At 54.7% G+C, this 14,697-nt stretch carries 9 protein-coding genes; 5 read left to right on the forward strand and 4 right to left on the reverse strand.

Annotation, left to right across the window (positions count from 1 at the left end; translation table 11 throughout):
• Positions 1 to 241: 241 nt before the first annotated feature.
• Entirely contained in the window at positions 242 to 841 is a 600-nt protein-coding gene (locus K0H80_RS03085) for a response regulator transcription factor (RefSeq protein WP_220044197.1), read from the reverse strand.
• 356 nt (positions 842 to 1,197) lie between these two features.
• On the opposite strand from K0H80_RS03085, the gene K0H80_RS03090 reads away from it, so the two are divergent.
• The 5 genes from K0H80_RS03090 (at position 1,198) to cydC (ending at position 8,980) form a co-directional block, all read left to right on the forward strand.
• Positions 1,198 to 2,982 (forward strand): sensor histidine kinase, encoded by a 1,785-nt coding sequence (locus K0H80_RS03090; protein ID WP_220073903.1) that lies wholly within the window; start codon positions 1,198 to 1,200, stop codon positions 2,980 to 2,982.
• Positions 2,983 to 3,917: 935 nt separating this feature from the next.
• Entirely contained in the window at positions 3,918 to 4,241 is a 324-nt protein-coding gene (locus K0H80_RS03095; protein ID WP_220073054.1) for a hypothetical protein, read from the forward strand.
• An 18-nt stretch (positions 4,242 to 4,259) separates the two neighbouring features.
• Entirely contained in the window at positions 4,260 to 4,868 is a 609-nt protein-coding gene (locus tag K0H80_RS03100) for a hypothetical protein (protein ID WP_220073055.1), read from the forward strand.
• A gap of 573 nt (positions 4,869 to 5,441) precedes the next feature.
• Complete coding sequence (cydD, locus tag K0H80_RS03105; protein WP_220073056.1) at positions 5,442 to 7,205, forward strand: heme ABC transporter permease/ATP-binding protein CydD; 1,764 nt, start codon at positions 5,442 to 5,444, stop codon at positions 7,203 to 7,205.
• Positions 7,205 to 8,980 (forward strand): heme ABC transporter ATP-binding protein/permease CydC, encoded by a 1,776-nt coding sequence (cydC, locus tag K0H80_RS03110; RefSeq protein ID WP_220073057.1) that lies wholly within the window; start codon positions 7,205 to 7,207, stop codon positions 8,978 to 8,980. Before cydD ends, cydC begins: the two co-directional genes overlap by 1 nt.
• A gap of 130 nt (positions 8,981 to 9,110) precedes the next feature.
• Here cydC and putA read toward each other — a convergent pair whose 3' ends face one another.
• The 3 genes from putA to K0H80_RS03125 all read right to left on the reverse strand — a co-directional run bounded on the left by putA (position 9,111) and on the right by K0H80_RS03125 (position 14,696).
• The gene (putA, locus tag K0H80_RS03115) at positions 9,111 to 12,290 is read right to left on the reverse strand and encodes a bifunctional proline dehydrogenase/L-glutamate gamma-semialdehyde dehydrogenase PutA (protein WP_220073058.1); all 3,180 of its coding nucleotides are present in this window, start codon (positions 12,288 to 12,290) and stop codon (positions 9,111 to 9,113) included.
• A 332-nt stretch (positions 12,291 to 12,622) separates the two neighbouring features.
• Entirely contained in the window at positions 12,623 to 13,171 is a 549-nt protein-coding gene (locus tag K0H80_RS03120) for a TIGR04211 family SH3 domain-containing protein (RefSeq protein ID WP_011864422.1), read from the reverse strand.
• 256 nt (positions 13,172 to 13,427) lie between these two features.
• Positions 13,428 to 14,696, reverse strand: a complete 1,269-nt coding sequence (locus tag K0H80_RS03125) for an inorganic phosphate transporter (RefSeq protein ID WP_011864423.1) — start codon at positions 14,694 to 14,696, stop codon at positions 13,428 to 13,430.
• Position 14,697 lies beyond the last annotated feature (1 nt).

Raw genomic sequence — 14,697 nt, forward strand, 5'->3', positions numbered from 1 at the left:
CCCGCAGGAGGTCTGAGACCATTGTTATCCCGCACAAAAATAAGGGGTATTGTGGTAAACCACATAGGCGGGGCGCGCGTGATCTGGCGCAGCGATTTTTAGCCAGAATGTGAAAAAAGTGTGACCTTTATTCACACAGGGTGGTAGGAATCGAGCGTAATAAGAAAGGCTTACGACTGGGGCTTACGACTGGGGATAAGGAAAGAGGGGGAATAGAAAACCAGGTTGCTACTTATGCGTTTCAGATCTGGCTGTACTTGGCTAGTTCGGCCAGGTTGTGCACCTTGAGCTTCTTCATCACGTTGGATCTGTGTACCTCTATGGTGCGCAGCGACAAGAACAGCGCCTCGGAGAGCTGCTTGTTGGTCTTGCCCTGGATCAGCAGCTCAAGCACCTGATGCTCGCGATCGCTCAGGGTGGCCAGGTTGTGACTCAGCTGCAGTGCCTCGAAGGCCTTTTGGCTGTGGAGCATGCTCTTGTCGATGGCGGCCGCCAGGGCCTGACCCGATACCGGCTTCTGAAAGAAGTCGCAGGCGCCCTGACGAAAGGCATTGACCGCCATGGGCAGGTCGCCATGGCCGGTGAGGAAGATGATCCCCAGAGGGCTCTGCTTAGCTAACAATTCTTGCTGCAGCGCCTGACCGCTGATGGCCGGCATGCGGCTGTCGAGGATGACGCAGCCTGGCTGACTCAGATCTACCTCTTCCAGGAAGCGCAGGCCAGAGACGAAGGTGGTCATCTCATAGCCGAACTGGCGCAGCATGAAGCTGAGGGAGTCGAGGACGGCTTCGTCATCGTCCACCAGATAGAGGGGCATAGGTTGCGGTGTGGCTTGCGGCATAGCTTTAGTGGGTCGTTAGCCTTGGGTTACACCTAGCCTAGCGCCTCTATTTGAGGCTGGCAAAAGGGGCATTTGGGCCTTTGAGACAGATCACTAAATGATAATTTTCTGATGGAGACACAAGGGGATGTTTGCACCGCCTCACATCAAATCGCCGCTTTCTTGCCTAGAGTAGTAGGCTTAACTCAGTGATTGGGCGAGCGATGAAAGGGCGATTGGGATTTGCACTCATAAGGTGTTGGAAGGGGGGCTTAGAGCGGCTCAAGGGCGCGCTGATCTGCCTCTTATTGCCTTTCTGTCTGCTGCAGGTCGGCAACGTCTTGGCTAGTGAGAGCGCCAATGAGATAGGCGATGCGATGGTCGATGCCTCGATTAGCGACAAGGCGAACCTAGTGCACCTCAGGGTCGGGGTGCTGGCCAATCACGGAGTGCAGAAGGGAATAGAGCGCTGGCAGCCCATGATGGACTATCTGTCGCAGGAGGTGCCTGGCACACATTTCGAGGTGGTGCCGGTGGATTTCGACGAGATGAGCCGGCAGCTGCTGGAGCATGAGCTGCAGTTTATCGTCACCAACCCGGGGCAATACTTTAACCTCAGCAGCAACTTTCCCCTCTCTTGGCTGGCGACCATGAAGAGCCATATGCATGGCGGCGCCACCTTTGCCATCGGCTCCACCATCATAGTGCGCGCCGACAGCCAGATCTACACCCTTAAGGATCTCGAAGGCAAACACCTGGTGGCCAGCGATCCCCAGGCCTTGGGGGGCTATCAGGCCGCCATCGGCCTGCTACATAAGATGGGTTACAACCCGGAGAACTATTTCGGCTCGCTGCGCTTCCTGGGCTTTCCCCTGGAGCCTATCGTCTATCAGGTGCGTGACGGCACGGTCGATGCGGCCATCACCCCCTTTTGTACCCTGGAGGAGATGATTCAGGACGGTCTGGTGAAGAAGGAGGATTTCAGGGTGATCCATCCCACCATGCCGGCGGGCTACGAGTGTCTGGTGAGTACTCAGCTCTATCCCAACTGGTCCTTTGCCGCCGCCGATACCGTGCCGCCGGCCATCACCCAGAAGATCACCCAGGCCCTCTATGCTTTGGGGCCAGATCATCCCGCCGCCATTCAGGCCAAGACCCTGGGCTGGACGGCGCCCATCAGTCAGCTCAAGGTGATTAAGTTGTTTAAGGAGCTGCAACTCAAGGCGCCACCGCCGCCGCTGCACTACACGGTGTTGAAGTGGATGGAGAAGAACAAGGAGTGGGGCCTGGCACTGCTGTTGCTGTTTCTGGTCTCCACCGTCTATCACCTCTGGCTTGAGTATAAGTTTCGGCAGAAGAGCGACTTTCTGATCGAGACTGAGCGTCAGCTCAAGGATAAGGCGCTACAGGTGGAGCGGATGAAGAGTGCGGCGATCCTCGGCGAGATAGGCTCGGGCCTGGCCCATGAGCTGAATCAGCCCATCGCCGCCATCACCCAATACAGCGAGGGGGGCATGATGCAGCTCAACAGCCGCGGTGATGCCGACTCAGATCTGTATGAGCTGCTGGCCAAGATTAATGCCCAGTCTGCCAGGGCCGGCGCCGTGGTGCACCGCATCCGAGGCTTGCTCAAGCGGCGCAAGTCCCAATATGAAGCCCTCTCCTTAGACGAGGTGGTCACCAACACACTGGCGCTGTTTCGCCGCGAGTTTCAGCAGCAGGGCATCGTCCTCACCCAGGAGGTGCGGGGCGAGCCCTACAGCCTGTTTGGCGACGCAGTCGGCCTGAGTCAGGTGCTGGTGAATCTTATCAAGAACAGCCTGGATGCCATGGCCGAGATGAAACCCGACAGGGAGAAGCGACTGCTGCTGACCCTTGAATATGGCGCCCAGCAGGCGACCCTCAAGCTGGTGGACAATGGCCCCGGCCTCAAGGGCAAGGCGCAGGATCTCATGGCCTCCTTCTACTCCACCAAGGACGACGGGCTGGGACTCGGTCTCGCCATCTGCTGCGACGTGATGCGCCAGCACAAGGGACAGTTCACCATAGATAACTGCGCCGATCACGCCGATCTTCCCTGGCGGGAGGGATGTGTGGTGAGTTTGAGTTTGCCAAGAAACTCGGGGACTTGTGAGAGGGGGAAGTTAGCCGGTTTGGGCTAATCGGCAACTTAGCCTTGTTGTTGTCGCGAGAATGTTTACCTGTTGAGTAGATTTGAAGGTCGTACCTTCGCTGTTACCTAACGCCTGCCCGGCGGGGGATGTGCAGATACACCTGTGAGACGCCGCAAGTACGTTCCCTGTAGGCTCTGCCGTGACATCCCTGTCACGGAAGCTCACCGGCGTATCTACACTGGGTATCTAACGTCTCTTCGATTTGACTTTATCTGTTGGTCTTGAAATGAAAGTTGGTCATTGCTATAAGTTTCAGCTGGTTACAAAAGCATGCCGCAATGTATATTCGGTGGTGAATCATATAGGTGCATTATCGCTAATAGGCGTTAGCTTTCTTTCGAGTATGGAGAACGATGGTAGGATACAGATGGACATGTCAGGCCTGTGAGGCAGGCAATGAGCCAAACTTGGATAAGTGTGAATTTTGCGGCTGTCCTGCAAATGCAGGGAGTGAAGACATTGAAAAACACACAAGTCCTGACGGCTTTAAGAAAAGGAAAGCAAAAGAGCAATACTCGAATTCATTGTTTATTTACTTTTTTATCCCTTTTTTTGCCGCTATCCATGCTGTAAATGGAAGGTATGAAACCTTACTTCTTCTTTTGGGTATAACGGTAGCTTTTAGTTATAAAAACATTAAGTTACTTACTCATATCTGGAATGATGATTGGGCTAGAACTAGTCTAATCACGATATCGAGTTTATTCTTGGCATCCATACTGATTAGGATCTTTCTCATACCAGATAATAGTGATTTAGTGTGGTGGTCGGCATTGTTTCATTTTCTATTGACATCGATTTCATTTTATTACTTTTTTAACAGCAAGAATGGCAAAAGAGTTTTCAGTGAATATTATTCGAAAACTAACAAGTCACTAAAGCGGGACTTGTAATAGTGAGCATTAGTTGTTCAGGTGAGAAACATGGATATTCGAAACTCTGAAACAATATCAACGCATCCGTGCAGGTATTCCTTGGTCTTGCAAGATGCTTCTATCTTTGTCGACTTTGATGTAAACCCAAATGGCTGCCTTTACTTAGTAAGAATATCTTTTGATGGCTATGGTTGTTGCGAACCAAAGGCAGAAGTTAAAGAAATGGACACTGTAAGTTCAGAGATTTTAAAAGCCCAAATTGAAAACAATAGTTTTCAGTCGCCTGAAATCAGAGACGTACTTAGTAATTATTTTTGTGAGAATAAGTCAGTTTTGTGGGAAGAGGCTTTATTAGAATATGAGCTTATATAAAGGCATAGGTAAGGCAACATGAGAACTTTTTTAAACATTCCTAACGCCGAGAATAAGCAACTATCTGAGAAATTCTCGTTTTTGTTGAAGTGCAACGATGATTGTACAGCGGATGATTTTGGTTGGGTTGCTATAACCGTGTTTGATCATTGGTTATACGAAACTGGTTCCGTCAATGTTATTGAGGAAGCTTCTAATGCTCAAAAGCAAGTTTGGGATCAAACTATAGAGCGATTCTTGCGACAACTAGTTGATTTAGAGCAACCGCTTAAATACAGGTACGTTGGGCGTAATTCGAATCAGAAGCTTAGGTTTTCGCGTTTCGTTAAAGATGGCAACATGGGGGAGTATGTCTCGAGTTTATTTAATGATGTTTATTGGCCAAATCTGGTGTTTAATAGATTAGGTTTAAACCTATGGTTTGAAGACAATTGGACAATTCACTTAAAATATATCAAACAAGAGGACTGTCTAGATATGTTTAAATTGGCTTCTAAATTAGGACTCTTTGTTTTGCCAGTTTATTCTGCCGATCACCTAGATAATTACGCGGCTTTGTCGGAGTACTTGAGTCAGCAAGGCCTCAACCAGTCACTTCATCGGACTGTTAATCTAGTTGCTGAGTGAAGCGTTAACTCTACAAGTATTAATCTGATTAGCTAAAGCCAAAATACAACTCAGCTTTGTTCAGCAATGTTGAGCACCTAATCAATCCAGTAACGTCAAACCGAAGAGACGATTGATACAGGTGTAAACACGTTTTTGGCCCTCGGCGACAGGACGTCGCCGTGGAGCGTATAGGGATATATTCATAGCGTGCCAAAAATGTGTTTGCACATGAGGTAACTCCATCACATCCATGTGATCGTGACATTGGTACATCCATGTACAGCACCCGCCGGGCAGGCGTTAGATCGCCATGAAGGTGCGACCTTCAAATCGTTAGCAAACACAAACCCCGGTAGTGGCTACACTCATTAACCTAGTCACATGAAGACAGCATTAAATCCATCAAAACCCAACAAACCTGAGACCTTAAAAACCAAACTCGATAAAAACTGAGTTTCCAGTTTTTTTGATCTAGCTCAATTTTTGTGAGCCTACTAACAATTCCCCATCCGCTGGTTTATTCCTGTGCGCGAGCCTGCGATACTCTTGCCATCGAACTTAGTGTCCCTGCCTGATAACGCGCGGAGCTCAATGGATAAGACCCTCGAAAAAGTCCTCGGCCGCTGGCTTAAGCAGCAAAAATCGGCCTGTGGCGCCTACCTCAATCTGACCGTGTTGTTTGGTGTGCTTACCGGCTTCGCCCTTGTGGCCCAGGCCTATCTGCTGGCGACCATGCTCCACGGTTTGATCATCGAAAACTTGCCCCGTGAGGCCTTTACCAGTGAGTTTATCGCCCTGATAGCCGTGATAGTGCTGCGCGCGGCGCTAGCCTATGGCCGCGAGCGCATCAGCTTCAAGGCGGGCATGTTGCTGCGAAGTCAAATTCGTCAGAGTGTGCTGGACAAGCTGGTGGAGCTGGGGCCTGTGTTTATCAAGGGGCGTCCGGCGGGCAGCTGGGCCAGCATAGTGCTGGAGCAGGTGGAAGACCTTCACGATTTCTATGCTAAATACCTGCCGCAGATGATGCTGGCGGGCTTCATTCCCCTGACCATATTGGCGGTGGTGTTTCCCATCAACTGGGCGGCGGGGATCATCCTCTTGGCAACTGCGCCGCTGATCCCCCTGTTTATGATCTTGGTGGGCATGGGCGCCGCCGATGCTAACCGCAAAAACTTCGGCGCCCTGTCGCGTCTGAGCGGCCACTTCATGGATAGGCTGAGAGGGCTTGGCACCCTGCGTCTGTTCCACGCGGGTGAGCGGGAGCAGCAGGCGATCGAGAGCGCCTCGGAGGAGTTTCGCAGCCGCACCATGGCGGTGCTGCGCATGGCGTTTCTTAGCTCGGCGGTGCTGGAGTTCTTCGCCGCCGTCTCCATCGCCGTGCTGGCCGTCTATTTCGGTTTTAGCTTTTTAGATCATCTCGACTTTGGTCACTACGGCGCCGGTATGACATTGTTTATCGGCCTGTTTGTGCTGATTCTGGCGCCTGAGTTTTATCAGCCCCTGCGGGATATGGGCACTCACTATCATGCCAAGGCCCAGGCCATAGGCGCTGCCGAGGCTCTGATGGAGCTGCTGAATCATCAAGGGGATGAGGCTGTTGATGCGCCGCGCGTGCCTTTTACAAGCGAGACGCCTTTAAGCATTAAGCTGCAAGGGGCAGAGGTATTAAGCCCGGACGGTCAGGTGCTGCTGGGGCCGATAACGGCTGAGATCACCAGCGGCGAGCAGCTTGCCATCGTCGGGCCGAGCGGGGCGGGTAAGACCAGCCTGCTCAACATGCTACTGGGCTTCTTATGCTATCGCGGCAGTGTCCTGGTCAATGGCATGGAGCTGAGCAGCTTAGACAGGGAGAGCTATCGTCATCACCTCGCCTGGCTGGGGCAGGAGCCGCAACTGTTTCACGGCACCATTGGCGACAACGTCGCCATGGGTAAGACGATGACGGAAGAGGCTATCTATACATTGCTGGACGACGCTCGTATCGGCGATTTTGTGCGGGCACAGTCTCTTGGGCTCGCTCATCCCATAGGGGAGCAGAGCGCCGGGGTGTCCGTGGGGCAGGCCCAGCGCCTCTGTCTGGCGAGGGCCCTAGGTCAGTCGGCCAAGCTGTTTGTGCTCGATGAGCCGACTGCTAGCCTGGATAGCCACAGCGAGGCAGCGGTGATGCAGGCGCTTATTGATGCGCGCCAGGGCGCCACCAGTCTGTTGGTCACCCACCGCCTGGATGCCCTCATCGATATGGATAAGATCTGGGTGCTGGATGGCGGCAAGCTGGTGCAGCAGGGGGATTATCACACCCTGATGGCCGAGCCCGGGCTGTTTAATGACCTGTGCCATCGACAGGAGGAGGCGTAATGAAACACCTGCTGCCTTTTATCAAGCTGTTTAAGCGCCAGTGGCTGATGATGCTGGTGGGCCTGCTGCTGAGCCTGACTACACTAATGGCGGGTATTGGCCTACTGTCGCTGTCGGGCTGGTTCCTGTCGGCTACTGCGCTAGCCGGACTGAGTGTCGTGACCGCCCAGGCCTTTAACTATTTCACGCCGGCCGGCGGGGTGCGTTTCCTCTCCATCGCCCGCACCGCTAGCCGCTATGGCGAGCGTCTGGCGACCCACGAGGCCACCTTCCGCCTGCTGACTGAGCTGCGCACCTGGGCCTGGGGCAAGCTGATGCCACTGAGCGCCAAAGATCTCAGCCATCTGCGCGGTGGCGATCTGCTCAACCGTTTGGTGGCGGACATAGATACACTGGATCATCTCTATCTTCGGCTGATAACGCCGCTGCTGGCCTCGCTCTTGATGATCGCCGCCCTGTATGGTTTTCTTTCCTGGTTCGATAGTGAGCTGGCGCTGACCCTGTGCGGCGTGCTGCTGATTCTGTGGTTCCTGCTGCCTCTGGTTTTCTATCGTTTGGGCCACAGGCCGGGCATCGCCCAGGTGGAGAGCCGCCGCCAATACCGGGTGCTGCTGCTGGAATACCTGCAAGGTCAGGCAGAGCTGACCCTGTTTGGTGCCGAAAAGCGCTTCAGGGCCGAGCTGGATAGTGCCCAGGCGAAATTGTTTGCCAGCCAGTCCACCATGACGGCGGTGACCGCCCTGAGTCAGGCGCTGCTGATCCTAAGCCATGGCCTGGCGCTGGTGTTGCTCTGTTATCTCGCCGCCGATGGGGTGGGGGATAAGGTGCCGCCGGGGCCGCTGCTGGCGCTGGTGGTGTTTATGACTCTGGCCAGTATCGAGATGTTGATGCCGCTGGCTGGCGCCTTTCAGCATCTGTCGGCCTGCGTGCAGGCGGCCGAGCGTGTGAGTGAGATCATCGAGCGTCGCCCCAGCATCGGCTATGGCGAAGAGGCTAGCCTGACGGTGAGTCGCGGCGCCCTATCTATCTCGGGTGTCAGCTTCGGCTATCAGCAGGGCCAGCGGGTATTGGACGATTTGAGCCTGGAGGTGAAGCCGGGCGAGAAGCTAACCCTGCTGGGGCAAACTGGCTGCGGCAAGTCGAGCCTGCTGTCGCTCATTACCCGGGAGTGGACGCCCGAGTCGGGCACTATCTTGCTCGATGGCCGCCCGATCGAGGCCTATAGCGAGCAGGCGCTGCGCCGCGCCATGACGGTAGTGAGTCAGCGTATCTATCTGTTTGCCGGCACCCTGCGCGACAACCTGACCCTGGCGCAGTTTGAGCAGGCGCCCGAGGGCAGCCGCGCCGAGCGCAAGGCCTGGCGTGAGGCCAACGATGCCAAGTTAATTGAGGTGTTAGTGCGTGTCGGCCTGGGGACATTAACCCAAGGCGACAAGCCGCTGGATAACTGGATAGGCGAGGGCGGTAGACAGCTCTCAGGCGGTGAGCGCCGTCGTATCGGCGTGGCCAGGGCGCTGCTGCGTGACGCGCCATTATTGCTGCTGGACGAGCCAACCGAGGGGCTGGATCAACGCACCGAGCGAGAGATCATGGCGCTGTTGCTCGATTTTGCTAAGGATAAGACCATGGTGATGATAAGCCACAGACTGACGGCCATGGACAAGATGGATAGCATCCACCTGATGGAGGCGGGCAAGATCCGCATCAGCGGTGCTCACCAAAGTCTGCTGGCACAGGATGCCCACTACGCGAGCCTGAACCGCGTGCTAAGTTAAGGCGTTTTCTTCGCCTAGAGTGCTTAGTCCTTAGCTCTTAGTCCTTTTAGCCCTAGTGACGGGTAATAAAAAAGCCAGTGGCAATCCACTGGCTTTTTTGTTTGTCGCTTAACGAGAGCGCTTAGCGAGATTATTCTTCGCTGTCACCCAGAGAAAGCAGGGTGGCGTTACCACCGATGGCGGTGATGTTGTTGGTGCGCGTCTTCTCGGTGACGAAACGGGTCAGGTAGTGTGGACCACCCGCCTTAGGACCCGTGCCCGACAGGCCTTGGCCGCCGAACGGCTGCACGCCAACTACGGCGCCGATCTGGTTACGGTTGATGTAGACGTTACCCACGTTGACCTTGTCGGCCACTTCCAGGGCATGGCCCTCGTTGCGGCTGTGGATGCCCAGGGTCAGACCGAAACCGGTTGAGTTGATGTCGTCGATCACCTTAGGCAGGTCGGCTGCCTTGTAGCGGATGACGTGCAGGATAGGACCGAAGTGTTCCTTCTCCAGCACCTTGATAGAGTCGATCTCTACCGCAGTCGGCGCCACGAAGTGACCATTCTCGGTGCCTGCTGGCAGCTCCAGCTGGTTGATCAGACGACCTACCTGCTTGATATGGTCTATGTGGGCGTTGAGGTTCGCCTTGGCGGTCGCGTCGATTACAGGGCCAACATCTGTCTTCACCGAACCTGGGTTGCCTATGGTCAGCTCGTCCATGGCGCCCTTCATCACGTCGATCACGCGATCGGCGATATCTTCCTGTAGATAGAGCACGCGCAGGGCCGAACAACGCTGACCGGCGCTGGTGAACGAAGAGGAAACCACGTCGTTAACCACCTGCTCTGGCTGTGAAGTCGAGTCCACCACCATGGCGTTTTGACCACCCGTTTCGGCGATTAGCGGGATGATGGCGCCGTCACGCTGGGCCAGTGTTAAGTTGATGCGCTTAGCGGTCACGGTAGAGCCGGTAAAGCAGACGCCGCCGATACGCTCATCGGCCGTGATGGCCGCGCCGACGGTAGCACCCGTGCCAGGCAGGAACTGCAGGGCTTCCTTAGGGATTCCGGCTTCATGGGCCAGCTGCACCGCGCGGTAACCCACGATTGAGGTCTGTTCGGCAGGCTTGGCAACTACAGTGTTACCCGCCGCAAGGGCTGCGGTGACCTGACCTAGGAAGATCGCGAGTGGGAAGTTCCATGGGCTGATACAGACGAATACGCCACGGCCTTGCAGGAACAGCTCGTTCAGCTCACCCGTTGGGCCAGGCAGCAGCTCAGGCTTGCCCATCATCTTCTTGGCTTGTACCGCGTAGTAGCGACAGAAGTCGACCGCCTCGCGCACCTCGTCGATGCCATCTTGAATGCTCTTACCCGCTTCACGGGTACAGAGGGCGATCAGCTCTTCGCGATTCTCTTCAAGCAGATCCGCCAGCTTCTGTAGCGCGTTGGCACGTACTTCAACTGGGGTTGAGCACCAGCTGCCGAAGGCGTTGTGAGCGCTGGCCAGAGCCTGCTCGATCGCCTGATTGTTGGCGAAGGCAACCTTGCCGACGATCTGTGTGGTGTCGTACGGGCTCTTCACCTCAATGGTGTCACCGCTGAGGGTTTCGCCATTGACGATAGGGCCGGCAGACCACTGCTGGTCTTTGAACTTGTCCAGCGCGGCGAAGAAAGGCTCAGATTCTGAGATGATGTTCATGTTGATTCCCTTGGAGTTTTTACGCTCGGCGCCGAAGATGTCGATCGGCTGAACGATTTTATTGTTGGCTAGGGTTTTATAGCTTTGCAGGGTCGTCAATGGGTGGACAACCAAAGATTCGATCGGTGTCTTAGGGTCGACCAGCTTATGTACGAACGAGGTGTTGGCGCCGTTTTCCAGCAGGCGACGCACCAGGTAAGGTAGCAGATCTTTGTGGGCACCCACAGGGGCGTAGATACGAACCGTGCTGACGCCGCTCTCGGCCAGTAGGGTGTCGTACAGCTCTTCGCCCATGCCGTGTAGACGCTGGAACTCATACAGACGGTCGCCGGCCATGTCGGTGATGGCGGCCACTGTCTGGGCGTTGTGGCTGGCAAACTGCGGATAGATGGCTCCGCGGGTGGCGTCAGACAGCAGGTAGCGTGCACAGGCCAGGTAAGACACGTCGGTACCCGCCTTGCGGGTAAATAGCGGGTATCCGCCTTCGCCGGCAACCTGAGCCCACTTCAGCTCGCTGTCCCAGTAGGCGCCTTTCACCAGGCGTACAGGGATCTCATCGCCTTGATCTTTGGCCAGACGGGTGATCCAGCAAAGCACGGGGAGGGCGCGCTTAGAGTAGGCCTGAACCACGAGACCCAGCAGGCCCCAGCCCTTGGCGGCGTCAGAGTTATACAGCTTCTGGAACAGCTTGAGAGACAGCTCGAGACGGTCAACCTCTTCGGCATCGATAGAGACGCCCACGTTGAGGCTACGGGCCTGAGAGACCAGCTTGACTAGGGTGTCATACAGCTCGGTCATGGTTCTGTCTTCGTTGGCCACCTCATAGCGAGGGTGTAGCGCAGACAGCTTGATAGAGATGGTCGGGCGTGGCGCCTCGCTCTCATCGTACTGCTGAGCGCCCAGTGCCGCGATGGCGTTGGAGTAATCTTGGTAGTACTTCTGCGCGTCTTTCATGGTCAGGGCGGCTTCGCCCAGCATGTCGTAGCTGTGGGTGTAGCCCAGCTTGCGCTTGTCGGTGCTGTTCTTCAGTGCCTCTTGCACAGTGCGGCCAAGGACGAACTGCTTACCCATGATCTTCATCGCGGCTAGCATGGCCTGGCGGATCACTGGCTCACCCAGGCGGTTGACCAGACGGTTTAGCAGGCTGCTTGGCTTGCCGTCTATGCTCTTGTCCAGGGAGATGATCTTACCCGTGAGCATCAGGCCCCAGGTTGAGGCGTTAACCAAGGTAGAGTCACTCTTGCTGAGGTGCTCGTCCCACTTGGCGCCCGAGAGTTTGTCGTCGATCAGGGCGTCGGCGGTGGCCGCATCAGGAATACGCAGCAGGGCCTCGGCCAGACACATGAGGATGATCCCCTCTTGGGTCTCCAGGCTGTACTGTTGTAGGAAGGCATCGATACCGACCATGAGTCCTTTCTTGTCGTATTGACGCACCTTGTGCACCAGGTCGTGGGCACGCTTGGTAATACGTTGAATCTCGTCGTCGCTCGAGGGAACAAGCTTAATCAGTTCAGAGAGGTACTGCTCTTCGTCGACAATATAGTTGTTGGTGATCGCTGTAAATAGCTCATCTAGGGTAGCTGAGTCGTAACGACCAGTCAGAACTTCACTTGCTTTGAACATAGTAATCACTTCCACCTGGACCTAAATAGGGACAGTTTTGGCTTGAACAAAAGGTAAGTTTTCAGGCGTTTAGTATTATTTTTGTATACAATCTGGCGCCATTTGCGCGCCGATTATACCTCCAAAATGTGACGAGGGACACTCTTGTGTAGGTGAATGTGACCTTTGTTTGATCTCGTCCGGCCAGAAGGCGGCTAAGGCCACTGTTTATGGGGGTTGTGGCGGCGCGCTATGAATAAAATTCAGGGTGTTTTATCGCTATATTTAGCCATAAAAAAAGCCAGGGACTCAGCCCTGGCTCATTATGCTCGCTCGCGGTAATGCCTAGATGATTACCAGCGGTTCTTCTGGCGACGACGTGGACGCGGAAGATAGACCAGAATTACACCGATCAACACGCCGATACCGGCAATCATGCCGCCTTGCTTCATCAGCTCGAAGCGCTCGTCGTTTTTCAGCTTGGTCAGCTCGCGGGTGGCGCTGTCGCGCTCGCTCGAGGCCTTGGCCAGGGCTTCTTCGGCGTTAGCCAGTTGCGAACGTAGCTGGCGGATCACCTGAGTGCTGCTGTCGCTCTCGTTGGTGATGTTCTCAAGTTCAGCCTTGACTCTGTCGAGTTCGGCCTGAACCTCTGGCAGCTGCACACGGAAGCTCTTGCCAGAGTCCAACATCTTGCTGTCGACCCAGCCTTCGCGGCCCTTGTGGTCGACGACCTTGGCGTAGTCGTTTTGCATCTCACCCAGGTAGGTGACCGGTTGACCGGCTTCGACGCTGCCCAGAATACGGTATTGGGTGCCAGGACCACCGTGAATGAAGGTGTAGACGTTATCTGAGATATAACGGGTCTGCTCAGCCGCCATCAGGGTCGATGATATTAGCATCATGGCGAGAATAGATAGGAGTCTTAACACTTTGAGTTCTCTTCAGCGAAATATTGGCACATGCTAGGGATTTAGCCACCTATTTGCAAGTGCAACATGGGAAGTGTTACCAGGAATTAATCTTTGTAGCTGCCCAGTTTGGCAGACAAGTTGCACAGAAAAGATAAGCCCAAACGGAATGGCTAAAAGTCAGGATAAATGGAAATAAAAAAGGAAGCCTTGAGGCTTCCTTTTTATTCTCTTATGAATAGGACTTAGCTTAGCTAAAGATCCCCTTGATCATGAAGAAGAAGATGATCGACAGGCCCGCGCCCGCAGGTAGTGTGACTACCCAAGAGACCACGATGTTACGTACCACGCCGATGTTGATGGCGGCGATACCACGCGCCATACCCACACCCAACACGGCACCAACCAGTGTCTGAGTGGTCGAGATAGGCAGACCCGTACCCGAGGCGATAACCACGGTAGAGGCGGCAGCCAGCTCGGCGGCAAAACCACGGCTAGGTGTCAGGTGAGTGATGTTCTTACCGATAGTCTGCATCACACGCTTACCGAAGATAGCCAGACCCATGACAATACCGAAGGCACCTAGTGGTAGGATCCACCAGACTAATTCAGCCTTGCTGGCGATCTCGCCACCGCTATTTACCACGGATACCACGGCGGCCAGAGGGCCAATAGCGTTGGCGACATCGTTAGAACCGTGGGCGAACGCCATACAACAAGCGGTCACAACCATCAGAATAGCGAATACCTTCTCCACGTTACCAAACTGCGTCTGACGATCGGCGCTCTGGCTCATCTTTAGACGTCTGATGGCAATCATACCGCCAATGCCCACCAGGATCGCAATAAAGACCGCCAGTGAGTAGGCTTCGACGTTGGTGAAGTGCAGACCTACGTGCTTCAGACCCTTCTTGATGGTCACCAGCGACATGACGAAACCGGCCAGTGCCATATAGAAAGGCACGTAACGCTTGGCGTTTTCCAGCGGGTTGTCAGTGTTGAAGATCAGCTTCTGTACGCTTTGGAAGATGGTAAAGGCGATAAAGCCAGAGATCGCCGGTGTGATGATCCATGACCCCACGATACCCAATACCTTGCTCCAGGCAACAGAATCGGCGCTCACACCCACGGCGGCAAAACCTACGATAGCGCCGACGATAGAGTGAGTGGTCGATACCGGCCAGCCCAGGGCTGACGCGACAACCAACCAGATACCGGCAGCCAGTAGCGCCGAGATCATGCCGTACACCAGCAGCTCAGGTGAGTCGACAAAATAGGCCGAATCTATGATCCCTTTACGGATCGTGCTGGTTACTTCACCGCCTGCGAGGTACGCGCCGGCAAATTCGAAGATCATCGCGATGATGATCGCTTGTTTAATGGTGATCGCGTTTGAACCTACTGAGGTTCCCATAGCATTAGCGACATCGTTTGCGCCAATACCCCACGCCATTAAAAATCCAAATGCAGCCGCAATGGCAATTAGCCACGGGCCATTGGTGATTAATACATCAACCATG

The sequence above is a fragment of the Shewanella aegiceratis genome (assembly GCF_019457495.1).
Taxonomy (GTDB): domain Bacteria; phylum Pseudomonadota; class Gammaproteobacteria; order Enterobacterales; family Shewanellaceae; genus Shewanella; species Shewanella loihica.

Excerpts from the sequence above, each read along its gene's own strand:
- K0H80_RS03085 (WP_220044197.1), bottom strand. The coding sequence starts at position 841 with ATGCCGCAAGCCACACCGCAACCTATGCCCCTCTATCTGGTGGACGAT.
- K0H80_RS03090 (WP_220073903.1), top strand. The coding sequence starts at position 1,198 with ATGGTCGATGCCTCGATTAGCGACAAGGCGAACCTAGTGCACCTCAGG.
- K0H80_RS03095 (WP_220073054.1), top strand. The coding sequence starts at position 3,918 with ATGGATATTCGAAACTCTGAAACAATATCAACGCATCCGTGCAGGTAT.
- K0H80_RS03100 (WP_220073055.1), top strand. The coding sequence starts at position 4,260 with ATGAGAACTTTTTTAAACATTCCTAACGCCGAGAATAAGCAACTATCT.
- cydD (WP_220073056.1), top strand. The coding sequence starts at position 5,442 with ATGGATAAGACCCTCGAAAAAGTCCTCGGCCGCTGGCTTAAGCAGCAA.
- cydC (WP_220073057.1), top strand. The coding sequence starts at position 7,205 with ATGAAACACCTGCTGCCTTTTATCAAGCTGTTTAAGCGCCAGTGGCTG.
- putA (WP_220073058.1), bottom strand. The coding sequence starts at position 12,290 with ATGTTCAAAGCAAGTGAAGTTCTGACTGGTCGTTACGACTCAGCTACC.
- K0H80_RS03120 (WP_011864422.1), bottom strand. The coding sequence starts at position 13,171 with ATGATGCTAATATCATCGACCCTGATGGCGGCTGAGCAGACCCGTTAT.
- K0H80_RS03125 (WP_011864423.1), bottom strand. The coding sequence starts at position 14,696 with ATGGTTGATGTATTAATCACCAATGGCCCGTGGCTAATTGCCATTGCG.